Origin of the sequence: Pseudoalteromonas sp. NSLLW24, assembly GCF_015864725.1 — a bacterium.
Lineage (GTDB): Bacteria > Pseudomonadota > Gammaproteobacteria > Enterobacterales > Alteromonadaceae > Pseudoalteromonas > Pseudoalteromonas arctica.
The window spans coordinates 1-26,379 of the sequence record NZ_JADYWQ010000028.1; the positions used below are offsets into that span (position 1 = coordinate 1).

Annotated in this window: 27 protein-coding genes and 1 rRNA gene; 8 read left to right on the forward strand and 20 right to left on the reverse strand. The window is 39.0% G+C overall.

The genetic code is table 11. The annotated features are described in order from the left end of the window. Nucleotides 1-429 precede the first annotated feature (429 nt). Complete coding sequence (locus I6E72_RS18940) at nt 430-909, forward strand: RNA recognition motif domain-containing protein (RefSeq protein WP_007582860.1); 480 nt, start codon at nt 430-432, stop codon at nt 907-909. On the opposite strand, the gene murI is transcribed toward I6E72_RS18940, so the two are convergent. Next, a complete protein-coding gene (gene murI / locus I6E72_RS18945) occupies nt 872-1,672 on the reverse strand; it encodes a glutamate racemase (protein WP_121954890.1) in 801 nt (266 codons plus the stop codon). The genes I6E72_RS18940 and murI overlap by 38 nt on opposite strands. A gap of 65 nt (nt 1,673-1,737) precedes the next feature. Next, nucleotides 1,738-2,877, reverse strand: a complete 1,140-nt coding sequence (locus tag I6E72_RS18950; protein ID WP_197113805.1) for a DUF5610 domain-containing protein — start codon at nt 2,875-2,877, stop codon at nt 1,738-1,740. Between the two features lie 162 nt (nt 2,878-3,039). On the opposite strand from I6E72_RS18950, the gene trmA reads away from it, so the two are divergent. Further along, nucleotides 3,040-4,137: a tRNA (uridine(54)-C5)-methyltransferase TrmA gene (gene trmA, locus I6E72_RS18955; RefSeq protein ID WP_121954891.1), complete on the forward strand. Its 1,098-nt coding sequence runs from the start codon at nt 3,040-3,042 to the stop codon at nt 4,135-4,137. 66 nt (nt 4,138-4,203) lie between these two features. Here trmA and I6E72_RS18960 read toward each other — a convergent pair whose 3' ends face one another. From I6E72_RS18960 to ccoG, 4 genes are all read right to left on the reverse strand, one after another. Further along, a complete protein-coding gene (locus I6E72_RS18960) occupies nt 4,204-4,842 on the reverse strand; it encodes a thiol:disulfide interchange protein DsbA/DsbL (protein ID WP_197113807.1) in 639 nt (212 codons plus the stop codon). Nucleotides 4,843-4,858: 16 nt separating this feature from the next. Continuing rightward, a complete protein-coding gene (locus tag I6E72_RS18965; RefSeq protein ID WP_007586563.1) occupies nt 4,859-5,482 on the reverse strand; it encodes a thiol:disulfide interchange protein DsbA/DsbL in 624 nt (207 codons plus the stop codon). Nucleotides 5,483-5,516: 34 nt separating this feature from the next. Continuing rightward, on the reverse strand, nt 5,517-6,491 hold the full coding sequence (locus I6E72_RS18970; RefSeq protein ID WP_101217255.1) for a serine/threonine protein kinase: 975 nt from the start codon (nt 6,489-6,491) through the stop codon (nt 5,517-5,519). Nucleotides 6,492-6,577: 86 nt separating this feature from the next. Beyond that, nucleotides 6,578-8,008 carry a cytochrome c oxidase accessory protein CcoG gene (gene ccoG, locus I6E72_RS18975; RefSeq protein WP_007586568.1) on the reverse strand — a complete coding sequence of 477 codons (1,431 nt, stop codon included), beginning with the start codon at nt 8,006-8,008 and terminating at the stop codon, nt 6,578-6,580. A 288-nt stretch (nt 8,009-8,296) separates the two neighbouring features. On the opposite strand from ccoG, the gene I6E72_RS18980 reads away from it, so the two are divergent. Both I6E72_RS18980 and I6E72_RS19910 read left to right on the forward strand, forming a co-directional pair. Next, nucleotides 8,297-8,656 carry a hypothetical protein gene (locus tag I6E72_RS18980; protein WP_197113809.1) on the forward strand — a complete coding sequence of 120 codons (360 nt, stop codon included), beginning with the start codon at nt 8,297-8,299 and terminating at the stop codon, nt 8,654-8,656. Then, entirely contained in the window at nt 8,656-8,862 is a 207-nt protein-coding gene (locus tag I6E72_RS19910) for a hypothetical protein (protein WP_007586570.1), read from the forward strand. The genes I6E72_RS18980 and I6E72_RS19910 overlap by 1 nt, the downstream gene beginning before the upstream one ends. A gap of 27 nt (nt 8,863-8,889) precedes the next feature. Here the strand turns inward: I6E72_RS19910 and I6E72_RS18985 are convergent, their stop codons facing one another. The 13 genes from I6E72_RS18985 to gspC form a co-directional block, all read right to left on the reverse strand. Next, complete coding sequence (locus I6E72_RS18985) at nt 8,890-9,477, reverse strand: UPF0149 family protein (RefSeq protein WP_007586574.1); 588 nt, start codon at nt 9,475-9,477, stop codon at nt 8,890-8,892. 22 nt (nt 9,478-9,499) lie between these two features. After that, entirely contained in the window at nt 9,500-10,258 is a 759-nt protein-coding gene (locus I6E72_RS18990; RefSeq protein ID WP_007586576.1) for a type II secretion system protein N, read from the reverse strand. Between the two features lie 3 nt (nt 10,259-10,261). Next, nucleotides 10,262-10,735, reverse strand: a complete 474-nt coding sequence (gspM, locus tag I6E72_RS18995) for a type II secretion system protein GspM (RefSeq protein WP_010555411.1) — start codon at nt 10,733-10,735, stop codon at nt 10,262-10,264. Then, complete coding sequence (gene gspL / locus I6E72_RS19000) at nt 10,732-11,940, reverse strand: type II secretion system protein GspL (RefSeq protein ID WP_007586580.1); 1,209 nt, start codon at nt 11,938-11,940, stop codon at nt 10,732-10,734. Before gspL ends, gspM begins: the two co-directional genes overlap by 4 nt. After that, the gene (gene gspK / locus I6E72_RS19005; protein WP_007586581.1) at nt 11,937-12,926 is read right to left on the reverse strand and encodes a type II secretion system minor pseudopilin GspK; all 990 of its coding nucleotides are present in this window, start codon (nt 12,924-12,926) and stop codon (nt 11,937-11,939) included. The genes gspL and gspK overlap by 4 nt, the downstream gene beginning before the upstream one ends. Next, nucleotides 12,919-13,557 carry a type II secretion system minor pseudopilin GspJ gene (gspJ, locus tag I6E72_RS19010; protein WP_010555413.1) on the reverse strand — a complete coding sequence of 213 codons (639 nt, stop codon included), beginning with the start codon at nt 13,555-13,557 and terminating at the stop codon, nt 12,919-12,921. Before gspJ ends, gspK begins: the two co-directional genes overlap by 8 nt. Beyond that, the gene (gene gspI / locus I6E72_RS19015; RefSeq protein ID WP_002962039.1) at nt 13,558-13,932 is read right to left on the reverse strand and encodes a type II secretion system minor pseudopilin GspI; all 375 of its coding nucleotides are present in this window, start codon (nt 13,930-13,932) and stop codon (nt 13,558-13,560) included. Next, nucleotides 13,932-14,519, reverse strand: a complete 588-nt coding sequence (locus I6E72_RS19020; RefSeq protein WP_010555414.1) for a pilus assembly FimT family protein — start codon at nt 14,517-14,519, stop codon at nt 13,932-13,934. Before I6E72_RS19020 ends, gspI begins: the two co-directional genes overlap by 1 nt. A gap of 49 nt (nt 14,520-14,568) precedes the next feature. Next, entirely contained in the window at nt 14,569-14,991 is a 423-nt protein-coding gene (gene gspG / locus I6E72_RS19025) for a type II secretion system major pseudopilin GspG (protein WP_007586585.1), read from the reverse strand. A gap of 81 nt (nt 14,992-15,072) precedes the next feature. After that, nucleotides 15,073-16,308, reverse strand: a complete 1,236-nt coding sequence (gspF, locus tag I6E72_RS19030) for a type II secretion system inner membrane protein GspF (protein WP_002962033.1) — start codon at nt 16,306-16,308, stop codon at nt 15,073-15,075. 2 nt (nt 16,309-16,310) lie between these two features. Next, complete coding sequence (gene gspE / locus I6E72_RS19035; RefSeq protein ID WP_010555415.1) at nt 16,311-17,876, reverse strand: type II secretion system ATPase GspE; 1,566 nt, start codon at nt 17,874-17,876, stop codon at nt 16,311-16,313. Further along, nucleotides 17,869-19,932 (reverse strand): type II secretion system secretin GspD, encoded by a 2,064-nt coding sequence (gspD, locus tag I6E72_RS19040; protein WP_121954886.1) that lies wholly within the window; start codon nt 19,930-19,932, stop codon nt 17,869-17,871. The genes gspE and gspD overlap by 8 nt, the downstream gene beginning before the upstream one ends. A gap of 23 nt (nt 19,933-19,955) precedes the next feature. Further along, nucleotides 19,956-20,897 carry a type II secretion system protein GspC gene (gspC, locus tag I6E72_RS19045; RefSeq protein WP_197113811.1) on the reverse strand — a complete coding sequence of 314 codons (942 nt, stop codon included), beginning with the start codon at nt 20,895-20,897 and terminating at the stop codon, nt 19,956-19,958. Nucleotides 20,898-21,107: 210 nt separating this feature from the next. Between gspC and hslR the strand changes: the two genes are divergently transcribed. From hslR to I6E72_RS19065, 4 genes are all read left to right on the forward strand, one after another. Next, on the forward strand, nt 21,108-21,530 hold the full coding sequence (hslR, locus tag I6E72_RS19050; protein WP_007586590.1) for a ribosome-associated heat shock protein Hsp15: 423 nt from the start codon (nt 21,108-21,110) through the stop codon (nt 21,528-21,530). Nucleotides 21,531-21,542: 12 nt separating this feature from the next. Next, nucleotides 21,543-22,388, forward strand: coding sequence for an Hsp33 family molecular chaperone HslO (hslO, locus tag I6E72_RS19055; protein ID WP_007586592.1), 846 nt, complete (start codon nt 21,543-21,545; stop codon nt 22,386-22,388). 267 nt (nt 22,389-22,655) lie between these two features. Further along, nucleotides 22,656-24,194, forward strand: coding sequence for a phosphoenolpyruvate carboxykinase (locus I6E72_RS19060; protein WP_197113813.1), 1,539 nt, complete (start codon nt 22,656-22,658; stop codon nt 24,192-24,194). A 183-nt stretch (nt 24,195-24,377) separates the two neighbouring features. Next, nucleotides 24,378-25,487, forward strand: coding sequence for a PepSY-associated TM helix domain-containing protein (locus I6E72_RS19065; protein ID WP_197113815.1), 1,110 nt, complete (start codon nt 24,378-24,380; stop codon nt 25,485-25,487). Between the two features lie 682 nt (nt 25,488-26,169). Here the strand turns inward: I6E72_RS19065 and rrf are convergent. Continuing rightward, nucleotides 26,170-26,284, reverse strand: a 5S ribosomal RNA gene (rrf, locus tag I6E72_RS19070). Between the last annotated feature and the right edge of the window lie 95 nt (nt 26,285-26,379).

Sequence of the window (26,379 nt, forward strand, 5' to 3'; positions counted from 1 at the left end):
ATTGCTTTATATTGTTAAAGAACGTTTTGAGTCGCTTTAGCGTCTCAAGGGATGCGAATAATACACCCTTTATTTTTTGAGTCAACACTTAGTTTTAAACTTTCTTTTTGGAAGATTTAAAACCGAAGTTTTATTTAACTCTCTGAGTAGTTCGCTCCTCGCTATGCGTTGGCGTTTCCCGTCTCAGTGGGGTCGCATTATAGGGAGATCCGAAAACAGATCAACCCTTTTTTTAGATCTTTTTACTGTTCGAACAAAAATAGAACAAAACCACGTAAAACCACATGAAAACCCGTCTAAGATGATGCTTTTTTATGCTCTTATTTATTATTTAATACAAATATCATTGCTATGTTTGATTTAGGCGTTAAGATAGCAAGTTCACAATGTTAAATTAATGTTTATTTCCTGTTTATTGGTAGATCTAAAATGAAATTACCCGATCAAAAATCTTTTATCTTCTCTGTTATTCTTGCTGTAGTTGGTTTTGTTGTTGTTGAGTTCGCTCTAGGCGGCTTAGCTTTAAACCCTGCATTACTATTTGGTGCTGGTTTATTAATAGGTGCGATTGCTATTGCTGCAATGTCATCTGATGTGACTGAAGAAGCTGAAGTTAAAACAAAAACGCTTTATGTTGGTAACCTTCCTTATCGTGCGAACGAAGGTGTGGTTCGTGCATTATTTGAAGAACAAGGCAAAGTATTCAATGTTCGTTTATTAAAGGATAAGAATACTGGCAAGCGTCGTGGCTTTGGTTTTGTTGAAATGGCGCAAGCTGATGCAGACAATGCAATTGCTAACTTGAACGATAGCGAGTTCCAACAACGTACTTTAAAGGTACGTGAAGCAAAACAAAAACAAGAAGATGATTCTAATGCTCTACGTACTGAGACGGATCAGTCAGTGTAACTAGCTTTACCGCTAGCTTATTGCTAAACACATCAGCCGTTGCATAATATTGCAGCGGCTTTTTTATGTCTGTTAGTTTATTCACACACAAGTTAAGTTGGTTAAGTAAGTAGTTGACTCTGTTTGCTATCGCTACACCTGAATCAAGTAATTTTACATTCCCTTCAAAATACTGACTAATAGGCTCTGCTAATATTGGAAAGTGCGTACATCCTAATACAAGTACATCTATAGTTTTATCTATATGTAGGTCATCAAGCACTTGATGCAACTTGTTTGTATCCAAAGACTCTGTAAAAAAGTATTGCTCAGCTAAAGTTACTAACTCCACACTGCTATATAGATTAACGGTTACATTACGTGCATGCTCAGTAATTAATGTTTTAGTGTATGAACTGGCGACCGTTGCCGGTGTGGCTAATAAGCCAATATGATTTGAACGTGTTAACTCTGCCGCAGGCTTTATTGCTGGCACAACACCTACTATAGGAATATCTGTCATTTGGCGAACAGCGCTAAGTGCAGATGTAGAAGCGGTATTACACGCTATTACAATTAAATCAACATTAAGCGTATTAGCTTTGATGAAATGAATAAGTGAGCATAATCGGTTAATGATGGTTTTTTGAGATTGAGCACCATAAGGTAGTAACGCATTATCCATAAAATAACTGTACTGAGCATTGGGGATACTTTGCTTTATATGCTCAAGTACAGTAGTTCCACCAATACCTGAATCAAAGACCATTATATGCGCTGACAAACTACCGTTCCCACTTTACTTTAAGAACGGCAGTTTGCCATGAGGTATTTATAAAAGAAAGTAGTTTAACTTTGCGTGGTTTCTAAATCAGCAAGCTCGTCGGCTGCCGAATTTAACTGATTAAGGTTTTCGAACATAGACTTTGTGTAATCCACTAACTTATCTATTTGCTCCTGATCTTGATTTAACCATTGGAGAATGCCAGCTAGCTGATTTTGTAATCCAAGCTCACCCGCTTTTTCAAAAGCATTTTTAAGGTCATCATTAAAAGGAGCTAAACCCTCCGCTACTTGTTTTTCTGGTGCTGGTCTATATTCTTCATAGCTTTTAACTGTTGCTATTGTTTTTGTTTGGCGTAAATCCATAGAAAAAGCCACCAGCTGATCGCTGTCTAAACTCAGCTCTTGCGCTTGTTCAAATGCTTCATCTAAATCACCACCAAAAAAGGTTTTACTTAAATCTTGTAAGTCTTCCATCATTGCATTAATAGCTTCTTGCTCTTGCTCATTTAAGTCACCATTAACCGACATCGAAAATGATACCTGTCGAGATTGCGATGATGAGCTTGCAAACGACTCGCTATTACTGTTTTGCTGATAGCCACTTGCCGACTGAGATTCAAATGCATCTGCAAAGCTAATACTTACCTCGTCACCCTCTGCGGTTGTAAATTTATACTCTGCATTACTCGTCATACTGACATATTGAGCCTGGCTTATATTTACGCTGGCAGGTTGTGGGTTAAATAACGACTCTTCAAACTTATCGAGCCCATTGTAAATTCCCTCTTTGGACTTATTAATCCCCTCTTCCATGTCATCATTAAATACACCTGTACCTTTGAGTTCATCAACAGCGTCGTCAATCCCTATTTGGACTCCTTTGCGCGCGTCGCCTAACATATCTTTGAGCTTTTCGTCATCAGCGCCATTAGCTTTTGCTTTATTAACAGCACTACTCACAAAATCGAGTACGTTTTTTACTATTTCATCAAAATCAAATAGTGGTTTATCTGCTTTTTTTTCTGCGATAGGCAATCCAAGCTGCTCAACCATTTTATCGCCAAGCACCTTTGCGGCCAACTCTCGGCCTCGTTGTTGATAGCTATCTTGAGGAGACGTAATTGTAGGTTGCTGTATATCAGCTTTATTATTGAATTTATTGATGTTGTTGTTTGGCGTAAAGCCATAATTACCTATTTTCATGATTCGTCTCCTAAGCGTGCGTAGTTTATTATCGGCTATAACAATAAAAACTAAAGTACAATGTTCAATAAAACAGCATAAATGCTAGCCAAAACTAGACAAATACGCAGCGCTCCCTACAATAGCGCCGATAAACAGATCTTAGATAAGGTAGTAGCGTTAATGGCAGTTATTAAAATAGATACCACACAGTACCAAACGCAGTTAAGTGAAAAAGAGCAGCGTATTAGTGCACAGTTCCAACGTTTTGGTGTGGAGCAACTAGAAGTATTTAGCTCAGAGCCAACTAACTACCGCCAACGTGCTGAATTTAGAGTATGGCACGACGGTGACGATCTGTTTCACATTATGTTTGATCAACAAACAAAAGAAAAAATCCGTGTTGATACATTTGATCCAGCAGCGCCTCTAGTTGGTGAAATAATGCAGGTGATGATTGAGCATCTTAAGCCTTGTGAAATATTACGTCGTAAGTTATTTCAAATCGATTACCTATCCACGCTAAGCGGTGAAATTTTAGTAAGCTTGCTTTATCACAAACCACTGGATGATGAATGGTTAAGTGAAATTAAAGCACTGAAAGAAAAGCTTAGCAGTAAATACAAAATTGACTTTATAGGCCGAGCTCGCAAACAAAAAGAAGTACTAGGTGATGACTTTGTAACTGAACGTTTAACAGTTAATGGTCAAGAGCTTATATACCAACAAGTAGAAAATAGCTTTACTCAGCCTAATGCAAAAGTAAATATTAATATGCTGGAGTGGGCACAAGATTTATGTAAACCACTTAAAAATGATTTACTAGAACTGTATTGTGGTAACGGTAACTTTTCAATTGCATTAGCGGGCTGTTTTAATAAAGTATTAGCGACGGAAATATCAAAATCATCTGTTCACTCTGCTCAATACAATATTGCTAAAAATAACGTAGAGAACTTAGATATTATTCGTATGTCTAGTGAAGAGTTTACTCAAGCAATGAATGGCGAGCGTACTTTCTCTCGTTTAGATGGTATTGACCTTAAAAGCTATGACTGCCAAACCATATTAGTTGATCCACCACGCGCGGGCATGGATGAATTAACGTGTGACTTAGTGGCTAATTACGAAAACATAATTTATATATCGTGTAATCCTGAAACCCTTGAGCGTGACCTTGATCACTTAACACGTACGCACAACGTTAAGCGCTTTGCTATATTTGATCAGTTCCCATATACACATCACATTGAGTCGGGTGTTTTCTTGCAGCGCAAATAAATACGCTCAGTAAACGTTACCCATAAAAAAAGCTCCTTGTAGGAGCTTTTTTAGTTTTAGCTAAACTTACTTGTTAGCTAAGTAATTAATCAGTTTGCTAATATCTTCTGGTTCAGTAATACCCGACTCACGACCTAGGTTTAATTTATACTTACCATTTACAATAAATGTAGGTACGCCACGTAGTGCGCCTTTTTCTTTAAAGTAGTCTTGATCACGTTTCATTTTAGAGCTCAGCGTACGTACCGAGAAGCTTTTAAACAGCTTATCAAACTTATCGCCATCAACGCCCTGCGCTACAAATATATCTTTTACATCTGCAAGCTCATTAAAAATAGCGCGCTTTGTATGAATATGATTAAAGATTGCAGAGACAATTTTATCTTTTTGCGGAAGCACTTCTGCAGTAGCGAGTGCTTGGCTCATCATCTGTTGGTTTTCTGGGTCGCGTACACCTACAAAATCAACATGGCTCTTTTTAAATTTAACGTTTTTATCAAGCTTAGGCTTAAACTCACCAATTAGTGCTTCCATGTTATTACATGCAGGGCAGTAAAATGAGAAAAACTCTTTAATTTCTGGCTTTTTAGTTGCGCGCTCAGAAACAACGTCGTAATGCACGCCTTCTTCATACGTTGCTGCAAAGCTTGTTGCCGCCATAGGAAGTAGTACTGCAAGCAAACCTGCTTTAACTAATTTAATCATTATTATGCTCCGAAATTTATAGTGCTAATAAAAACGCTACTAACTCATCAAGTTCTTTTTGATTTTTGATGGTGTTGAGGTTTATTTTATATTTATCGTTAACAATAAAAGTAGGTACACCTGTAAGTGCGCCTAATTTTGAATATTTATTTTGTTTGTTTTGCATTGCTTGCTCAGCTGAAATAACTGGCATGCTTGCAATTTCTTGATCAAACGTTGCGCTATCAATACCGTTTACTTCAAGTAATTTTTTAACGTCTTTCATTTCAGTTAAAGGAGCACGCTGAACATGAATACTTTTAAAAATTTGATCGCTAATACTCTGCGCCTGACCATGCTGCTTAGCAATTAAGTAGGCAAAGCTTAAATTACTTTGTGCTTGTGGCGACACGCCACCTAAAAAGTTCACGTGGTTTTTAATAAACTCAGCGCCTTCTGGCAGGCCTTGTTCAATTGCTTTTGCTACTGGTTCAAACTTAAAACAATGTGGACAGTAAAATGAGAAAAATTCGGTTACTTGTGGTGATGTACTTTTGTCTACATCAATAACAGTGTATTGATTATCAACTTCAAACTGTGCAGCAAGTGCTGCAAATGGTAAACATAAAAGTAATAAACTCAGTTTTAATTTTTTAAGCATTTGTATCTCGTTGTACTTGTCTTTAAATAAAATATTACGGCAATAACTTTAACGGTGCTTCTTGCAGTGCTGCAAGTTGCTCCTTCAGTGCTAAAATTTGTTGCTCCCAGTATTTGTCATCAGCAAACCATGTAAAGTTCCGCACAAAGGCAGGATCGCTCCATCGTTTAGCTACCCATCCCATATAATGGATAATACGCATCGCTCGCAGCGGTTCAATTAATTTGAGTTGAGAGTGATCAAAATCACAAAACTCTTCATACGCATTCACAAGGGTGTCTAACTGTAACAGTTGCGTCGCTCTATCGCCACTGAGCATCATCCATAAATCTTGGATTGCAGGACCTTGGCGGCTGTCATCTAAATCAACAAACATGAGCGCATCACCTGCCCACAAAATATTACCAACGTGGCAGTCACCATGTAAGCGAATACTTTGCACATCTTTATACTGTTTTTGCGCCTGCTCTATCACTAAATCTAAAATAGTATAAAAGGCAGTATTTATTCCCATAGGCACTAAGTTACTTTTTTGAAGATGAACTTTGGCTGTATGTAAATACTCCTCGCAGGTAACTGTTGGCCTATAAGTAAAAGGCTTTGTTTTAGCTACTTGGTGCATACGGCCAATTAAACGCCCCATTACATCAAGTTGATCTAAGTTATCAACCTCAAATAAACGCCCGCCGACACTTGGAAACAACACAAACAAATAACCTTCGTGTTCAAACAAGCTTTTCCCATTATATAAAATAGGAGCAACAACAGGCACTTCCGCTTCTGCCAGTTCAAATGCAAAGTCATGCTCTTCTTGAATTTGCTCTTTACTCCAGCGCTCTGGGCGATAAAACTTCACTACGTAACGCAGACCATCATCGGCTTTAAATTGGTACACTCTGTTTTCATAGCTATTGAGTGCCAACAAACCAGATTCGGCGTACACACCTACGCTTTCTATTGCATCGAGTATTAGGTCAGGTGTTAAGTCAATAAAACTAAATTTACTCATACTCTTCTTATATAAAATAAAAAGCGGGTTATATACCCGCTTTTGTTAATTGCTATATCAACTTACCTATTTAAGGTAGGTTGTGATTATCGCGCTTTAAAAAAGTTACTCGACTGCGATATTGTCTCATCCGGCTCATCTACCGGTGAAAGCACAAAGTTAAACTCTGTCATCGACACCTTCAAATCATAAGGGTCCATTACAAGCGACAATGGCACATTATGAGATTGCCCTGCCTGCACAGTAAATGACTGCTTACCAATATACTTAAAGTTATCTAACCCTTGCACTTTAATATTAAAGGTTTGCTCGTACTGCGCTTTATTAATTACCTTTAATGTATAGGTGTTCTCTACTAAACCATCAAAATCGACACGATATAATTGATTTCGATCACGAATGATATCAAAGTCCATTGTTTTACGCAGCGCTATATTAGCTACAAGTGCTCCCGTAAGCACAACAAGTATGACCGTGTAACCAATGATTTTAGCTCGTAGTGGATTCGTTTTATTTTCTGGGGTTTCGAGGTTTCGCTCTGTCGTATATGAAATAAGCCCACGCGGGTATTCCATTTTATCCATTACGCCATCACACGCATCAATACATGCACCACAGTTAATACACTCAGCTTGTAACCCATTTCTAATATCAATACCTGTTGGGCACACTTGAACACACAAGTTACAGTCTATACAGTCGCCTAGCTCTAAATCTTCATGATCTACTTTACGTGAACGAGGACCACGGCTTTCACCACGGCTTTCGTCGTACGTTACAGTGTATGTATCTTTATCAAACATAGCTGATTGAAAACGAGAGTAAGGGCAAATGTGTAAACACATAATTTCTCGCATCCAACCGGCATTACCATAGGTACACGCAGCAAAGAAAATAATACTGACGAGTGCATAACCACCCACGTTAAACGTTACAAAATCAGGAAGTAACTCTCTGATTGGCGTAAAGTAACCCACAAAAGAAATAGCGGTATATAACGAAAACAATACCCAACTAGTATGCTTTGCCGTTTTACGCCAAAACTTATCAAAATTCATGGGTCGTTGATCGAGTTTTTTACGCTGATTAGCTGTGCCTTCAAGCTTTTCTTCAAACCAAATAAAAATAAAGGTCCAAACAGTTTGCGGACATGTGTAGCCACACCACACCCGTCCATAGAAGGTGGTCACTAAAAACAGCGCAAATGCTGCCAGCATAAAAATAAACGCTAATATGGTAAAATCTTGAGGCCATAGCGTTAAACCAAAAATATTGTATTTTTGACCAATTAGATCAAACAGCACTGCTTGCTGGCCGTTAAAATTAATCCAAGGAAGTAACATAAACGCAAGTAGGCCTAAAAAGCCAATGCGCTGCCTAAGTAATTGATGTAGGCCTTTTACGGCACGCACATAAATACGATTTCGGGGATTGAACCTATCATCTTGACGGCTTAAATCCGGTTTTTGGATTTTCACCTCTACAGGGATATTCTTTACTTTAATTTGCTTGTCCATCGAAGTTCCTCAACGCCGCTTGGAAATAAAAATCCAGCAATACTCAAGTACTCTATACTTAAAGCTAGCAAGTTACTTGCTAGGCAGATTTACTTTAATAAATTGCCTTCTCGAATACTTTCAGATATTTCAGAAATATCTGACTGCTGTTAACCATTATAACAATGTTGGTTAAAATTACTGGCATAGATCGCTAATAATTTATTCATCCCAGTTACTTGCTTTTAAAATGCAGTTTATTACACTGCATGGTAATTCAACCCTACTTAGATCAAGGTTTACGTATCCATGAAAAAATTTATTATTTTGGTAGTTGTGACCCTTGCCTTTTTTACAATCGATCATCCGCTTATAAAAGAACCTCGCGAAAGGTTATTAGGTGAAGGCATTGGTTTTTTAAGTGATGCAAGTAAGGTTAACAGAAGCCCTGCTGCAAATATGGCTAAAAATAGAATCAGCACTCAACTTAAATTGTCTGAATCTGAGGGTGAGTACGTAGAAAAAACCTTTACAACAGATGACTCTGTTCAGTTATTTCACCTACGCTATTGTCGTGAACGTGACTTAAACCTTTATTTTTATGGCGATCGTTTAAATACAGTATGTAAAATAGTGACTGAAGCATTAGAGCAAAAGCGAGCAAAGTAGTGGATTTTTCAGGATTAAATAAAAAAGCAAGCGACTCATTTCATAAACAACGCAATATGCTCAAGCAATTGGCACAAGGCAAAACGTTAAAGTGTGAGAAGTGTAATGGGGTTTTAACACTTAATTTAGCCACCAGTGAACCTGGTAAAGGCGTAGTAAAGTGCAAACAAGGCTGCACGGATATTATATTAGAGCTAGGCACTTAGATTAAACTAAGCGCCTGGTATTAATAATTACTCTTCCCAACTCTCGTCGGTTATCAAACCGCTATTAATTGCGACCACTTCAATTAGTTCAGCAAACCCTAATGCAAAGTCACCCATTGATTCATATTGGTACTGACACAAGGCTTCTATAGTCATGTTATTTTGTTTGGCAATCTGAGCTATTGCAAGCTGGTCGAGTGCAAAAAAGCTTAATGTACTTAACGCACTTTCTAATGCTTGTTTAAAGTCAGTGTCTAATTGCGGTGCATTTAACAAAGGCTCTGCGTAAGCTTTGGTTGCAACTAAGAAACCTTTACTCCATGACTTACAAAACTCAGCATCAAATGTGTTAGGTAATTTGTATCCTGTTTCAAATACTTGCTCACTAATTTTATGATATAGCGCCATAAACAAGAAAAGTACTTCTTCATCTAAATCATTAGCTGTATTTGGTAATATCTGCTCAAGCCACTCATGCACATCTAATGGATTGGGCGAACAAATAACGCCAAATAAATAGCCTTGGCTTTGTTGAAGGGTCATTGCTTGAGATTGGGTATTTAAAAATGTGCTGAGCTGCTTTGCGTGCAGCTCAGTAAATTGGGGTATTTGCATTAAAACTCTTTATATTCAAACATTAAAAGTTGAGCGGGTAACGACCTTGGCTATCTGGTCGGCCTAAAAATTTAACCGCATCATGTACATCTTTAGGTAAGCTAGCATCTGGTTTTACATAACCTGCCACACTAAAGTCGAAATTAGCTTTAAGTGTAGCATCTGCCTCAAGGCCAAGCGTATTATCTGGGTCAATTAATATAGCAATATCGCCCGACTTACAGCTTAACTTACCAGCCAGAGGGCCAATATTAAACCACCCATTTAAGCCTTGCACGTCAATATTAGGGCTCGCTATTTCACCTTTTAGTGAATCACAATAAGGTGCACCTGAGCTGTATTCATCAAGTTCTAAAATTACACGTCCTTTAGCGGTTACAGGTAGGGGAAGCTGCACGCGCTGCATTGCACGCTCTACTGTTGAGCGCACTAGGCCGTCAGTCACTTTAACTTCTTGATTAAAAAGCCCATAACTTACATCAGCATAACCCGAGATATCACTACGCTCTCGTGCATTACCAAACTTCACATTCGCATTTAGCTTGCCTGTAAATAACTTCCAGCCAGCAATGTCCCAGCGCACATTATTTAACTGTTCACCATCAAAACGAACTTGCATCATTTGACCTTGCCAAACAGTGCCTACAGTTTGGCCTACTTCTAATTGCTTTGGAAAGTACGGTTTTGCTATATCTAGTGCAATATGTGCTGGTAATTTAATAATACAAAACACAATAAAACTAATTAAAAAGACAGCCGATAACGTTATTATTTTTTTCATTAATTAATTCTCTAATACTAAACGGCTTACACGCACATAGCCTGATTTATCATCGCGGCTCAAATCTAAGTTTTCAATTTTTAAGCCATGCTGATTCACTAACTCATCTAACCACTCTATTAACTGATTAAATTCTACAGAGTCGAGCGTCAAACGTAGCGAATCACTACTTGGCTGCATTTTACTAATACTTATTTGATGGCGCCCACGTGTAGAATTAACAATTTGGCTTAAGTTTGCATTGCTAGCAACACTGGTGTTACCCGCAGCCTTTAGTTTAACAATACTGTCATCAACCCAAGCTAATAGCTCTTGTTGTTTAATTTGAGATTGCTGTGCCTTTTCTATCGCATTATTTAATGGTCGAAATATTCCCATTACTAAAACAAAAATAATAAACACGCCACCAGCGACCATTACCAATTGTTGTTCTTGCTCTTTAAGCGAGCGCCATTGTTGCATTAACTGCTTTTTCATACTGCACCTCGCAGTTTAATTTCACCAACGACATAATCACCGTCATTATTTAAAGACCCTTGCTCAACAGTTAAACCTTGTTTTTCAAGTATGATTTTTACTTTACCAAAAGTTTGGAAGTCTTTAGCGCGTGCACGAATGCGCAGCTCATTGCGACGTTTGTCATAACGAAGTGTTTCAGGTGTAAATTCGCTAACTTGCGAAAATACATCAACCAAATTAGTCGTTAAGTCTAAAAAGCCCGACTCACTTGAGCCTTGCACTTTATCTAACGCGCCTTTAATTTGGCTTTTAATTAGATTGGGGCGAACTTTAGTTCCTGGAAATGCTTTTTGGTATCTGTCGACTACTTGAGCTTTAGCTAATTCTACTTGTGTATTAAGTTGGTGTAACTCAATAGCTTTTATTGTAATCGTAGAAACCAATGCAACACTTGCTATAATTGCGGCGCCTTTCCAGTAACCCCACCATAAGGCGCTTTGCTTTTTAAGCTGATACATACCTTGGCGTAAGTTAAAATTAACGCTATCTAACTGCTTTGCAAATAATGCTAGAGGTAAGTCGTACTCACTTGTTTGCGCTTGTAAGTTAACGCTTTCTGGAAACTGACTAGCTGGGCTAAAATGCTTAATATCAGGATTACCCATGGCTGTTAAGTAGCCATTTAACCAACTAGATTCAACCGCACCAATATGCCATTGCCCTTGCTTAAATAACCATTGGTTATTGAGCTCGATAGCGGTGACTGCGCCATCATCTGCAAGCGGTAACAACAAAGCATCGGGTAATATTCTGTATACTGATAGATTATGCTCTACAAATAATGCGAGCCATTGTTCAAACCATTCACGGTCTGTCATTGCTACACGAATTGCATGTTGCTCACCAAGCATTGTCGGCTGCGCTACTGCTATAAACAGTTCATCTACGTCACATGCTATATCTTCCTCCAGCATGTATGGCAATGCTTGCTCAAGCTTGCGATTCCATTTTGTTGGCAAAGCGACCGTTTTTAATTGCACTTGATCACTTGGTAACAACACAACAACTTCTCGGGTAAGTGCTTTTTCGCTTAGCTCACTTAAATGCTCTGCATTTGGTAACTCGCCACTGGCTATTATTTCTTGTTCTTGTGGTGAGTAAATTAACCAATTAAGCAATTCTTGCTCGGTTTGACCCGTGCGGATCAACAGTATTTCTGTCACTGTACGCCTCCAAATTTTCGCGCCAGTATCGTTACGTCACCGTCTTTAGCGTGCAGTAATGTGGTCATCGAAAAACGCAGGTCGACAAAATTTGCCTGCGTTTGTAATTTAAAATATTCGCTTTTAATACTAAATAAACTTTTGACTGAGTCGGTATTAGTACCGCCTTGTTGCTTCACCTGTTCAAAAAATTCATCAATGGTGTCAAAGCCAGTTTGCGGTCTTGCACCTATCACAGCCTCTGCACCAGATAAGCTCAAGCTTTCTATTAAGGCACTGAGTATAAGTGCTTGCTCTGGGATTAATGTATTTACGTTAATAGATAAAAGCGTACTGCCTGGTATTACACATACATATGGCAGTACTTTTTCCATCACTAATGGGTTGAAGCCCTTAACCAAGCGTAATTCCGATGTTGATGCAAATAAACTATTGGCTGTCATATACGGAAAATCTCGTGATAAATACTCGTCTTCTTCTGCGCCTGAGCGATATGTAATACTGTCCTCGTCAAGCCAATCAAATACGCTATCTGCCATTGTCTCTTCTGATTCATCAGCAGGTAAATCTTCAATGTTTTCAAGTAATGCAAATAGTGCTTTATGTGCAGGGTTTGTTTTACTTGCGCTATTTTCTTCTGGCGCTATGGCTAAAGCATTTAAATTTAGACATGCTTGTAAATCAGTAATTTTGCCACTTAACGTGCCGTTATCAACAGGGTATGAAGCATCCCCTTGAGTTGCCCAAACTTGATCAAGTGTTGTTTTATCAGCATCATCTTTTTTACTTTGTATTAGCCCTTTAATAGCAAGCTCTTCTGCACCGTAGGCATACCATTTAGCTTGCTGGTGACCTTGCAAATTAGTGCTTTTTTGCACTTGAACCATTAAATTAGCACTCATTTCTACTGCTAAAATAGCCGCTAATGCCACAATAAACAAAACAATAACAAGTGCTGCGCCGCGCGATGATTGCTGCTTAACCATTATTCACATCCGTACTTTGTGTAGCAACAACTTTGCCTTGCCCAGGAACTAAAAATACACGACGAATTGGCTCTGCTTCTATTTGTTGCAAAGTAACAGCAACCGCTTTAGGGAGAGCTTTAATTTCCCACTGTTCCTGCCATTCGTTTTTATCATCCAAAAACTCAAACTTAAGCTCTTCAACATTTTCTAGTACACGTTGAACTCGCGGCTCCATATTATCAAGCTGATCAACATAAACCCGATAAACACGCTCAAGGTTATCGTCTATCACTCTATAACCAACGGCTTGTAGTTCTGAACGTGGCAATAAATTAATTGGATTTATCCAGCCATCTCGTACAAACGCGATACCATCGTATTGGCTTTCTAAAACGTAACGACCAGCAAGTAAGTATTGTTCTTGAACATCACCAGATTCGTTTCGTACTGCACGTTTAGTCATTTGGCTAAAATCTTGATCCATTAACCTAAATGTTGTTTGCAACCCATTTAACTCAGCAATTTTTTCATCGGAGGCATCTTTTGCTCTTGTTGTCGTCTCGAGTATTTGATGAGTAGCAATAATAACAAAAGCTAAAATACCCAGTGCTACCATAACTTCAAGTAATGTAAACCCACGCTGCTTCACTTACTTTTTGCCTTTATTGAGATACGTTGATAACTCATATGCCGAATGCTCATATTTTTCATCCGTAAAAACATTTATGGTTAACTTAACAAAGCTTTTGTCAGCAGTGGCTGTTACTTCTTGCTGCCAAAACCATTCAACACCGCCCATTACTTCGCTGCCTTTAAGGTTATTTTTACCTTGCCATTGTTCGCCTTTAGTACGCTGTTCAATAATAACGTTTTCGGCGACCCAAGATGCATAGGTTTGCTCTTCAATAGTCGTTAAGTGGTGTATGTGCTCGCTTGTTGCTTGCATTGCAGCTATACCCGCCATGGCACAAATACTTAATGCCACTAATACCTCTAATAAGGTAAACCCTTTAGTGCGCTTCATTATTCTGGCTCTCGGCGAAAGTTTACTGGTGCAGCAAATTCACCTTCAATGTAATACACAGGTTCGCTTTGCTCTTTTAACTCTAATATAAGTTGAAACGCGCTTACCTCACCTGATGACAAAATAAGTACTTGTGGGATTTTCAACTTTTTAAGCTCAAGTAAGCTGTCTTCATCGCCGCCACTCATAAGCTCGCGCCAGTTAGATTGCTCTAAGAGGTTATCTTGCGCCCACGCTAAATCTTCTAAGTTAAGCGTGAGCTTTAATCTTTCATCTAACTCTATTGGTTTAAAAAGATCTTCACGGTCAAAGGTAATCCACTTTTCACCATCGAAAACTAAATACTCTAACGTATTTTCTTCTACTAATAAGCCCAATTCAACTTGGTTTAAAATGGCAAATTCCGATGCCATGTTAATGGTGGTATGCAGCCTTAATGCTTGAGTATCTAACTCTTCCTCAGCACCGCCTTCTAAGCTATATACCACCATTTTTGTAGCAAAAGCGATGATCACTAATACCACTAAAATTTCTATTAAACTAAAGCCTCTGCTTTTTGCATGGCGCTGCTTAAGGCTTGCTTTCATAGCAAGCCTCTAGAATTAACATGTTCATACAAAGCAGTGTACTTAAGCATTATTGTTTTTCTTCGTCCCAGTTACCGATATCATCATCAGTACCTACTTCACCATCTGGGCCCATAGAAAAAATATCAAACTTGCCAATTTCACCTGGGCTAATTAGCTGATATAGATTACCCCATGGATCTTCTGGTAATTCATTAATAAAACCACCGTCAGGGAAACGTTTTGGAACCGGTTCAATGCTTGTTTGAGTAACTAGCGCTTCAAGACCTTGCTCTGTGCTTGGGTAGCTCTTATTTTTAAGCTTGTATAAGCTCATTGCATCTTCTAATTGTTGAATATCTAGATGCGCTTTATCGATAGCAGCCTCTTCTTGCTGACCCATAATGTTAGGTGCAACAATTGACATAATCATTCCGATGATAACCAGTACCACCATCACTTCTAGTAAAGAAAAACCTGATTGTTTATTCACGTAATTACCTCATTATTCTAAAAACATTAAGTAAAAATGGTTTAGGTAAAACCATTAATATATTTAAAAGTTTATTCTAACTTAAAGTCCAACAGCTTTATTCATCGCCATTATTGGCTGCAATATTGCCATTACTATAAATAATACAATAACCGCCATTGAGGCGATCATCGCAGGCTCTAGTAGTTTAAGCGATACATTAACCATGCTCTCAAATTCGCGATCTTGGTTATTTGCAGCACGCTCTAACATTTGCTCTAGTTCACCTGATTTTTCACCACTTGCTATCATATGCAGCATCATTGGTGGAAACAACTTAGTTTGCTGAAGTGCAGCTCTTAAGCTTGCACCCTCACTCACTCTATCGGATGCATCTGCAACCGCTTTTTTAATTTTTTCGTTGATTAATACGCCACCCGAGATACGCATCCCCTCGAGCAATGGTACCGAGCTTGACGATAAAATACTTAAAGTACGCGCAAAACGTGCGGTGTTAATACCACGAGCCACTTTACCTATACCTGGCATATGTAGCACTCGGTCATCCCACCAAAAACGTATTTTAGGCTGCTTAAGTGCATGCTTAATACCAATGGCTATAGCTGTAATCGCTATTAAACTAATAAACCAATAATTTTGCACAAAATGGCTGCCTGCCATAACCCATTCGGTTGTCCAAGGAAGTACTTGTTTCGTTTTTTCAAACGTTTTTAATATTTTTGGTACTACAGTACCAAGCAATACCGACACAATACCGATTGCAAATACCACTAAAATAATAGGGTAAACCATAGCCTGAGTTATTTGGCTACGCATATGTTGGCGCTGCTCGGTATAGTCGGCTAAACGATTAAGTACTTGGTCAAGGTGACCCGACTTTTCGCCTGCGGCTACCATTGCACGATATAAGTCGTCAAAAACATGAGGAAACTCACTAAGACCATCGGCAAGTGTGTAACCTTCAACCACTTTTGAGCGTACCGACATAAGCATACGCTTTAAACGCGGCTTTTCGCATTGCTCAGCAACCGCCATAACAGCGCCTTCAACAGGAAGTGCCGATTGAATAAGTGTTGCTAATTGCCTTGTAATTAATGCTAAGTCTGAGGTTGAAATTGTCGGCTTAAAAAAGCCACCGAGTAAAGGGGCTTTTTCGCCTTTGACTTGTTTATCACTTTGCGCCGCAGGGACAACTTCAAGCGGCGTAAGTTTTTGATCACGTAAAGTTTGGCGAATTTGTTTAGCTGTATCGGCTTCTAAAATGCCTTTTTTTTCTTTACCTCGGCCATCTAAGGCACGGTATTCAAACGCCGCCATAGTTAACCTTCCTCACGGGTAACACGCAATACTTCTTCAAGTGTTGTTTTACCTACAAGTACACGGCTACAACCATCTTGGCGAATACTTGGGCTGCGCTTACGAATGTATTTTTCTACGCTTTGCTCGCCTTTACCGTTGTGAATCATTTCGCGTATTGTTTCATCAACTACAAGTAACTCGTGAATACCCGTACGACCACGATAGCCATTAAAGTTACACTCCTCACACCCTACTGCTCGATAGATTGTCGGTTGGCTTTCAAAAGGAACCCCTAACAGCTGGCATTCATGCTCATCAGCCGTGTGACCTTCTTTGCAGGTATTACACAATGTACGTACTAGCCGTTGCGACAACACACCGAGTAACGACGATGAAAGTAAGAATGGTTCAACTCCCATATCTTCCATACGTGTAATTGCACCCGATGCGGTATTAGTATGCAGAGTAGACATAACAAGGTGGCCGGTAAGTGACGCTTGAACACCAATTTGCGCAGTTTCAAGGTCGCGTATTTCACCCACCATTACCACATCAGGATCTTGGCGTAATATTGCACGTAAACCACGTGCAAATGTCATATCAACTTTTGCATTAACTTGTGTTTGCCCAATACCTGGAATTTCGTACTCTATCGGATCTTCAACGGTAAGAATATTGCGATCGCGTGAGTTAATTTGGCTCATACCAGCGTATAGGGTGGTACTTTTACCAGAGCCCGTTGGCCCTGTTACTAAAATAATGCCGTGGGGTTTACTGATTAAATCTGAAAACAATGCACGATTATCTGCAGTCATACCTAAATCTTCAAGGTTTAAGCGCGCGTTGTTTTTATCAAGTAAACGCAGTACTACGCGCTCACCAAAGCTCGATGGCATTGTAGATACACGCACATCAACTGCACGCCCAGCAATACGTAAACTAATACGACCATCTTGTGGAATACGTTTTTCGGCTATATCAAGCTTAGCCATTACTTTAATACGAGACACAAGTAACGATGCAAGTTTACGATTAGGCTTAAGTACTTCTTTAAGCACGCCATCGACCCTAAAGCGAATAACAAGCTCTTGCTCGAAGGTTTCGATATGAATATCAGAAGCCCCTTCTTTAATCGCTTCACTTAGCATGGCGTTAATAAGCTTGATTATTGGCGCATCATCGTCACCAGCCAGTAAATCTTCAGTTTGCGGAAGTTCATCAGCAAGTGAGAATAAATCAACCTCGTTGCCAATATCTTCCATCATTTGTTGTGTTTCAGAGCTATCGCGTTGGTATGACGCTTCAAGCAATAGCTCAAATTTATCATCAGCCAATTGCTCAAGTGTAAAACCATGGCCTGCGATACGGCGTACTTCTAATAGTACTTCCACATCTAGCTCACCACGGTAGTAAACTATTCGGTGATCTTTGTTTTTGCCAAGTAACACACCTGCACGTCTTGCATAGGAAAACGGCAAACGCTTTGCTGGTAACTCAACTAACACATCACTCGTTAATAGCTCATCCTGATTATGCGTTTTAGGATGAACCACATCTTGGTTTATCTCTTGAATCGCATTAGTCATCTTTACGCTCTTGTGCATTTTGTTTACGTAGAGACTCTTCATACGTAGGGGGAAGTACTAATTCGTCATTCCACTCAGGTAAAATAGGCGTATCAGTCATTGGCATTAATTCAATACCGTCTTCTTTTTGTTTAAACTGCTCACCACGAATAAAGTTATATTTATTAAAGCTTAACTTATTCATGCTTACACCATCACGAATAATGGTTGGGCGAATAAACACAATAAGATTACGCTTACGGCGCGTTGTATTCGTTGATCTAAACAAGTGGCCTAAAATAGGGATATCGCCTAATAAGGGCACCTTAGAAACACTTTCTTGTACGTCTTCGTCAATTAAACCACCAAGTACAACCATACCACCATCATCGGCCATTACCGTGGTTTTAATTGAACGCTTATTTACTGAAATATCAACCGCAGTTGCACCACTTACGCTCGATACTTCTTGCTCAATAGTAAGCTGTACTGCAGAGCCATCGTTAATCTGTGGCGTAACTACCAGCTTAATACCTACTTCTTGACGCTCAACTGTTTGAAATGGGTTAGCATTATTACTGCCTGTTTGTGAGCCTGTGATAATAGGCACTTCTTGACCGACTAAAATAGAGGCTTCTTCGTTATCCATTGTAGTAATAGAAGGCGTAGCCAAAATATTTGAATTTGTATCAGTGGCAACAGCCTGAATAATTGCGCCCCAATCATTTTTAACAACGCCCAGCGCTAAACCATTAATGCCACTTAGCAATGAAGCAAGCGCATCATAGTCACCCTCAGTCGTTTCGTCATAACTAGTAACGGTTCCAGTTTCTGTACCAATGATAGTTTTAGTTACCGTTGTATCTTGTGCTTGCTCTGCAGCAACAGCTAATGAACCAACGGGAACCGTAGTGCCGTTGTTAAACTGCAACATACCGCCCTGCTCAGAAATCCACTGCAGGCCTAAGTTAACCCCGTCGCCTTCCATTACTTCAATAATAATCGCTTCAACCAGTACTTGGGCACGGCGAATATCAAGGCGTTCAATTACCGATTCTAATGATCGCATTGTGTCTGGCTGTGCGGTAATAATTAATGAGTTTGAGTCAGGGTGAGACTCTATACTGCTTTCATTATTGCTTCTGCTACGGGTCTTAGTAGTACCGCCTTGCGCATCATCAACAAGTGACTTACTAACACCTTGCAATACTTTGACCAAATCTTCAGCTTTAGCATAATTTAGGTAAAACACCTTAGTATTACCTTGGCTTTCTAGCTCACCATCTAAGCGCTTAATTAGTTCAATAGCACGTGTACGGGCTTGGCCTTCACCGCTTACAATAACGCTATTAGTTCGGCCATCAGCCACAACTTTTGGAATTAAAAATTCAGGCACACTGCCTTTACCGCTGTCTTTATAAATATTGTCTACCACAGAGACAACATCATCTGCCGTCGCATATTTTAGCTTAACGATGTCTACACGCTTGTCACCCGCTTGATCAACAGAGCGAATAATCTCAACTAAGCGATTAACCGATGCAGCATGACCTGTTAGCATCATTACGTTAGCCGCATTAAAGTTAGCAACGTGGCCACCATCTTTTTGATCGCTAAATTGACGAACTAGAGGACCAAGCTCCTGCACACTTACATTTTTAACACGTACAACACGCGTAATCATCATGTCGCCGCTAGCTTCACTACCTTCGTCAATAAGTGGCACATTTGATTTTTTAGCGTCTGAACTTTTTTCTACCTTAATTATGCCATTGTCCATTTCAACAGCTGAGTAGCCATAAACTTCCAATACATTTAAGAAGAACTGATAATAAAGTGCTTCGTCCATTAACTCATAACTGCGAACATTTACCTTTCCGCGCACGTTAGGGTCAATAATGACTGTTTTATTAAGGTTTTTACCAACAATATTAATGAACTCGTTGATATCAGTTCCTTTAAAGTTAGCAGCATATTCAACAGCAGAAACAGACAAAGAAATACTTGCCGCCAAAAAAAGTGCTGCGTACTTAGCTAACCCTTTTTTAATTTTTTTGAGGTGTAGCACCTGAACCATCGTATTAAAACTCCAAAGCTAAATTATTGCAGACTAAATTGCACATCAATTTGTTCACCATCACGTTCTATAGTGATATTGGCATCTGTACTATTACGCAGCTCATTAATAGCTGACATAGCCTGTTTTAAATCTGTTAATTGATAGCCATTTATAGAAATGGCTAAATCGTTATTTTTTAAACCCATTTGCTTAAATAGCTCAGGCTCTTTACCTGGACTTAAGCGATATCCAATTAGCTCACCATCATTCATGGCTTGTGAAACACGTATATAGTCAAATAGCTTGCCCGGCTCTTCGAGTAACTCTTCACGTGTTTCTATAATTGCTTCTTTAACATCCGGATCTGCAGTGGCATCTATTTGTAGATCACTTGGTTCTAATTTTTGCGGACCCATTTCAGAATCATCACGCGCAGCGAGTACTGGCATAGACACCGTTTTATTAAAATCGAGTCCATCAAGCATTAATGTTTCAAAGCGTCCATTAACACTCAAAATAATACGATCCGGCAATATTTGTGCAACTTCAGCACGCGTACCCGATACTACTTCATCAACAAGATAGCTTACTTGCTTACCTTGTGATTCAATAATTGCGATACCTGCTTTGTCATCGTTATTAACCGCTACGATACCGGTTAAATTGATACTTAAGCGCGTTTCTGGCGCATTATTTATTACCTGCGATTGCTTTGCAGTATTATTGTTGTTTGTTACAGTTTTTTTACCAAATAAAAATTGCTCAATAATATGCTGCGCTGAGTTGTTACTCGCACCAGATGACTGGTTAGCATAATGAGTAGGGGTAAGTAGAGTTACTGGTGGTTTTGGCCACAAAAGCCAAACAAGTTTTGATAATAAAAATGCAAGATAAACAACAACTAACAGTGTCACTAATGCACTTAACTTAGCATGCGGTAAACGAGTTAAAAATTGTTTTAGTTGTTGGATTTGCTGTTCCATAAATAGTGTTCTTATTTTAATTTACTGCGTTAGCGCGTACCCATAGTACCCTTTCATTTTTCTTTCAACAAGCACACTAATATTAAACTTTGTAAACAGATTAAATTAACTTTACATAACAGTACAAAAAGTAAACTGCCGTTGTAATACCTTCATCCTACGATGATTTCATGATAAATTTTAAGCTATAAAAACGTGGGGAAATGCCTTATGAGTAAAAAAAGTAATGCTAATACCAGCTCAGACCCTGTAGATGGGTTAAAAGTTCGATTAGATAAATGGTTATGGGCTGCGCGATTTTATAAAACTCGCGCAGTTGCACGCGAAATGGTGCAAGGCGGCAAAGTACATTATAATGGCCAACGTACAAAAGCGAGTAAAATAGTAGACGTTGGCGCAAAAGTAAAACTAGCTCAGGGCGTAGATGAAAAGCTGATAACTATACTCTCAGTGCTTGAAAAACGTCAAAGCGCCCCCATTGCACAGACCATGTATCAAGAATCTGATGCAAGTATTGCTAAACGCGAAGAAAACAGCATCGCACGCAAAAATAACAGCTTTTTTGCTCCTCATCCGGATAAAAAACCGGATAAAAAGCAAAGACGCGAACTTTTAAAAATGAAATCAAGTTAGGTATAGCCGCTCATGCAACAAGATTTACTTCACCGTTATTTATTCAACGAACTAGATGTTCGTGGCGAACTCGTACAAATCGAGAATGCTTATAATGAAATGATTGCCGACCATAATTACCCAGACCCTGTTAAAGCATTACTAGGTGAGTTACTTGTTGCAACCTGTTTATTAACCGCCACTTTAAAGTTTGAAGGTGAAATTGCAGTACAGCTTCAAGGTGATGGCCCAGTTAAATATGCAGTTATAAATGGTGATGATAAACAAAACATGCGTGGTATTGCACGCCTGCAAAGCGAAATTACGGGCACAACTGTAAAAGAGCTTATTGGTCAAGGCTATATGGTGATCACTATTACACCAAGTAAGGGTGAACGTTACCAAGGTATAGTTCCGCTAGAGCATGATACTCTGAGTGAATGTATCGAAAGTTACTTTGAGCAGTCAGAGCAATTAAAAACACGCCTTTGGTTTGCAACCGACACAACAGAAGGTAGCGCAAAAGCATGTGGTCTATTTTTACAAGTACTCCCAGTTGATAAACAAAAATCAATTGAAGACTTTGCACACTTAGAAGCATTAAGTAACACCATTAAAGATGAAGAGTTGTTACACCTTGATGCTAATACTGTCCTTACACGCCTTTATCACGAAGATAATCCTCGCGTATTTGAACCTCAAGCGATTAAATTCAAATGCGGTTGTAGTCGTGATAAAACAATTACTGCACTTGTTAATATTGGACAAGAAGAACTACTCAAAGACGTAGCTGAGAAAGGGTCTGTTAATATTAACTGTCATTACTGTTTAAAAGAGTATGTTTTTAACGAACAAGATATAAAAAGCATTTTCAACTAAATGTTCAGCTTCATCTATATATAGTAATTAAAGCCGCAAAATATGCGGTTTTATATTATAAAAAGATGATACCGGTGTCATCTTTTCTGCTAATTTCATGACACCGGTATCATTGAAATTATTCATGTTTTTTCTTAAATATATGTGTTTTTAGAGGCTTTACGGGCTCGAATATCTTAAAACCTTCTGTTACTATAATTTCAGTTTAAGGGCACTGATAACCCCAGAGCTATCCGTTCAAACTCTCACACATAGTTAGGTATAAACATGACTACAGGCGCTACACGTTTTGTCGATTTAACCGCAGCTGAACTTGTCGAGCATGCGATCCGCCGTGGCGAAGGTACTTTAGCCGCAAATGGTGCTTTTGTTGCAATTACAGGAAAACGAACTGGTCGTTCACCAAAAGATCGTTTTATTGTACAAGAAACAACAACTCAAGATGATATTCAATGGGGCAACGTTAATCGTCCATTTGATGCAGACAAATTTGACGCTTTATGGGCTCGCGTAGAATCACATGTTCAAAGTAATGACCACTTCACCTCTCACCTAGAAGTTGGCGCAGACCCTGAGCATTATCTACCTGTAGTTGTAACTACAGAAACAGCGTGGCACCATATTTTTGCCAAAAACATGTTTATCGTACCGCAGAACTATAACGCTTCAAACTTACCACAATGGCAAGTAATGAACGTTCCTTCGTTTGTATGTGAGCCAGAACGTGATGGCACAAATAGCGATGGCACCGTCATTATTAACTTTGCACAGCGTAAAGTATTACTAGCAGGTATGCGTTACGCCGGTGAAATGAAAAAATCGATGTTTTCTGTACAAAACTTCCTACTACCAGCAAAAGGTGTATTACCAATGCACTGTTCTGCTAATGTTGGTGAAGCAGGCGATACAGCATTATTCTTCGGTTTATCTGGTACGGGTAAAACAACACTTTCAGCAGACCCTACTCGCTTTCTAATTGGTGATGACGAGCACGGCTGGGCACCTGGAAGCGTGTTTAATATTGAAGGCGGTTGTTATGCAAAATGTATCGACCTGTCACAAAAGAATGAACCTGTAATTTGGAATGCTATCCGCTTTGGCACTATTTTAGAAAATGTAGTGTTAGATGAAAAAGGCGTTCCAGATTTTAACGATACTAGCCTTACTCAAAATAGCCGTGCAGCATATCCACTTGAACACGTTGAAAAACGTAAAGTAGAAAACCGCGCAGGCGAACCTAAGGCTGTTGTATTTTTAACTTGTGATGTAAGCGGTGTATTACCACCGGTTTCTATACTTAGCGAAGAAGCTGCTGCTTTTCACTTTTTAAGTGGATACACAGCAAAAGTTGGTTCTACTGAGATTGGTTCAACTAGCGATATTGAATCAACATTTTCGACATGTTTTGGCGCACCATTCTTCCCACGCCCTGCTGGTGTTTACGCTGAGCTTCTTATGAAGCGTGTACGCGAGTTTGGCGCTAAGGTGTACCTTGTGAATACAGGTTGGACTGGCGGCCCTTACGGCACAGGTAAACGTTTTGATATCCCAACTACTCGTGCAGTAATTGATGCAATCGTATCTGGTAAATTAGCGGGTGTTGAAACTCAGCACATTGATGTTTTAAACCTAGATGTACCGGTAGCAGTTCCAGGTGTAGATACTAACTTACTTAATCCTATTAATACGTGGGAAGATAAAGCTAAGTACAATGAATATGCAGCAAAACTTGCCGCAGACTTCACTGAAAACTTTGCTAAGTATGACGTATCAGACGATATAAAAAATGCAGGACCTAAAGCTTAAATAAGCTTCAAGCTTGTATTTTAACGCCAGCCGAGGGCTGGCGTTTTACTTTCTAAATACCTAATTTAATAAGTGCGACAAAATGCCGCACAACTCATATCAAAAAACCATATAATATACCGCGTAATTAATCATTCTTTAATGCCCAATAAACCTGCATTACTCATTACGACTATTTAATTAATGACACTAAAGCTTTCATGGCGAAAAATATTCAGGCGGTTACATTTATACTTAGGTCTATCGGTAAGTGTTTTACTTACTATTATTAGCCTTTCTGGCTCCGTATTAGTTTACTATCCGCAAATAGACTTACTGCTAAATCCAGCAAATGACGCTACTACAAACATAAAAACGCCTAATTGGGAGCAAGCATATAATACGCTAAGAGCCAATTTCCCTTCAAAGCAAGGGCCATGGCGATTAGAAAACACAGGTATAAACTCAGTAATTCCGGCGCGATACTACAATCCAATAGAAACAAAAGAGCAAGGCTTTGCTCCCTCAATGGTATGGCTATCTAGCAGTAGTGATAAAGTAATACGTAAAAACTATTGGGGAAAATACTTAGTAACTTGGATGTACAACTTACATTTTTCATTACTAACAGGAGCAACTGGCACTCTCGTTGTTGGCTATATAGGCATAGCCTCAATAGTTCTTCTTATCTCTGGATTCTTTGCTTGGTTTCCAAAGCCTGGGCAGTGGGTAAAGGCACTAAAATTTAAATCTCGTAGCTCTAAAATAGGTTTGCTATACGACTGGCATAAACTAATTGGTTTAACCTTCTGCATACCGCTACTAGCTTTAACTGTTACAGGTGTTATGCTCGCTATTCCAAAACAAACAGATCCTATATTAACAGCTCTAGTTAGCGATATAAACTCCCCACCAAAAACACAAATTCAACCGAGCAAACAAACCAATATTCCTTTATCACAAGCGGTATTAATAGCTGAAAAAGCATTACCGAATACGCGTTTAGCTTGGATTGAAACACCCTCAAACTTAAATGCTATTTACAGATTAAGATTTCAAACTGTAAATGATCCTTCGTATCGCTTTCCACATAGCTATATAGAGGTTAATGCACTTACAGGAAAGTTAGAGAGCGTGTTTAATATAGATAAGCAAAGTACGGCTAGTAAAATAAAAAACTGGATACACCCTCTACATGACGGCAGCATTGGCGGTAACATTTTAAAAGTCATTTGGGTGCTGAGTGGCTTTGGACCTGCTGCATTGTTCTTTATTGGCGTATATAGGTGGTTAGTTAGAACCAAGAAAATATAAAAATAAAATAAACTTTACGCCAATCTCCCTAGTTAAATGATCTATTTGAGGACAAAAATTTCTTTATTTCGTTGTTCTCGCCAATTACTCCTAAGTTGCTCAACCTTCTGTATTCATGCAATCGTATATCAGAAATTTCTAACGCAATTAACGTCAAGTTCAATCCACCAATTTGATTAGGTATTATTGCCGATTAGTATTATTGCCGATTAGTATTATTGCCGATTAGTATAATTATCAGGTATGTGTATTTATTCTGCACGCGCTAAAACTACAGTTAGTTACAGATGTAATGCGGTAAATCACTTAGGTAAACTTAGCGCACAATAGTGCCACCCAATTAATTGCTTACTAGTGTCTGTAAATAAGGCTATATACCTAATGGGAATGTCTAATAGGCTACTGAATAGTTAAAGCAAGGCTCTTTACAATGTGAAGTCTGTGCGCTACGCAGTAGAATGTCGTAGTGCCCACAGCGGTGGAGAGTCACGTAGTAAATGCTACTTTATTGGCCGAATGGGGTATTGAGGGCTTTTGTTGTGATTCTAACGTCGGGAGTCGCTGCGCTCGCCCGACCTACGTGCTAGGTGTTGATGTGAGTGTGTGTTAATTGCGCGCATTTCACTTTTCTGCAGACGTAAAAAAGCCCGAATCGTTAGATTCGGGCTTTCTACAATTTGAAGCCTGGTAATGTCCTACTTTCACATAGCAAATGCTACACTATCATCGGCGCTGTTTCGTTTCACTACTGAGTTCGGCATGGGATCAGGTGGGTCCAAAACGCTATTGTCACCAAGCAAATTTGGGCGTTAATCCGTATCGCTACGCACTAACTGAATTTGGAAAATATCTGATAATATTTTTTAAGTCTTTCTAAGTAATATCTACTTTA

Bases quoted from the DNA above. Each gene is read 5' to 3' on its own strand.
- I6E72_RS18940 (WP_007582860.1), top strand. From the start codon at position 430: ATGAAATTACCCGATCAAAAATCTTTTATCTTCTCTGTTATTCTTGCT.
- I6E72_RS18950 (WP_197113805.1), bottom strand. From the start codon at position 2,877: ATGAAAATAGGTAATTATGGCTTTACGCCAAACAACAACATCAATAAA.
- trmA (WP_121954891.1), top strand. From the start codon at position 3,040: ATGGCAGTTATTAAAATAGATACCACACAGTACCAAACGCAGTTAAGT.
- I6E72_RS18960 (WP_197113807.1), bottom strand. From the start codon at position 4,842: ATGATTAAATTAGTTAAAGCAGGTTTGCTTGCAGTACTACTTCCTATG.
- I6E72_RS18965 (WP_007586563.1), bottom strand. From the start codon at position 5,482: ATGCTTAAAAAATTAAAACTGAGTTTATTACTTTTATGTTTACCATTT.
- I6E72_RS18970 (WP_101217255.1), bottom strand. From the start codon at position 6,491: ATGAGTAAATTTAGTTTTATTGACTTAACACCTGACCTAATACTCGAT.
- ccoG (WP_007586568.1), bottom strand. From the start codon at position 8,008: ATGGACAAGCAAATTAAAGTAAAGAATATCCCTGTAGAGGTGAAAATC.
- I6E72_RS18980 (WP_197113809.1), top strand. From the start codon at position 8,297: ATGAAAAAATTTATTATTTTGGTAGTTGTGACCCTTGCCTTTTTTACA.
- I6E72_RS18985 (WP_007586574.1), bottom strand. From the start codon at position 9,477: ATGCAAATACCCCAATTTACTGAGCTGCACGCAAAGCAGCTCAGCACA.
- I6E72_RS18990 (WP_007586576.1), bottom strand. From the start codon at position 10,258: ATGAAAAAAATAATAACGTTATCGGCTGTCTTTTTAATTAGTTTTATT.
- gspM (WP_010555411.1), bottom strand. From the start codon at position 10,735: ATGAAAAAGCAGTTAATGCAACAATGGCGCTCGCTTAAAGAGCAAGAA.
- gspK (WP_007586581.1), bottom strand. From the start codon at position 12,926: ATGGTTAAGCAGCAATCATCGCGCGGCGCAGCACTTGTTATTGTTTTG.
- gspI (WP_002962039.1), bottom strand. From the start codon at position 13,932: ATGAAGCGCACTAAAGGGTTTACCTTATTAGAGGTATTAGTGGCATTA.
- I6E72_RS19020 (WP_010555414.1), bottom strand. From the start codon at position 14,519: ATGAAAGCAAGCCTTAAGCAGCGCCATGCAAAAAGCAGAGGCTTTAGT.
- gspF (WP_002962033.1), bottom strand. From the start codon at position 16,308: ATGGCGGCGTTTGAATACCGTGCCTTAGATGGCCGAGGTAAAGAAAAA.
- gspE (WP_010555415.1), bottom strand. From the start codon at position 17,876: ATGACTAATGCGATTCAAGAGATAAACCAAGATGTGGTTCATCCTAAA.
- gspD (WP_121954886.1), bottom strand. From the start codon at position 19,932: ATGGTTCAGGTGCTACACCTCAAAAAAATTAAAAAAGGGTTAGCTAAG.
- gspC (WP_197113811.1), bottom strand. From the start codon at position 20,897: ATGGAACAGCAAATCCAACAACTAAAACAATTTTTAACTCGTTTACCG.
- hslR (WP_007586590.1), top strand. From the start codon at position 21,108: ATGAGTAAAAAAAGTAATGCTAATACCAGCTCAGACCCTGTAGATGGG.
- hslO (WP_007586592.1), top strand. From the start codon at position 21,543: ATGCAACAAGATTTACTTCACCGTTATTTATTCAACGAACTAGATGTT.
- I6E72_RS19060 (WP_197113813.1), top strand. From the start codon at position 22,656: ATGACTACAGGCGCTACACGTTTTGTCGATTTAACCGCAGCTGAACTT.
- I6E72_RS19065 (WP_197113815.1), top strand. From the start codon at position 24,378: ATGACACTAAAGCTTTCATGGCGAAAAATATTCAGGCGGTTACATTTA.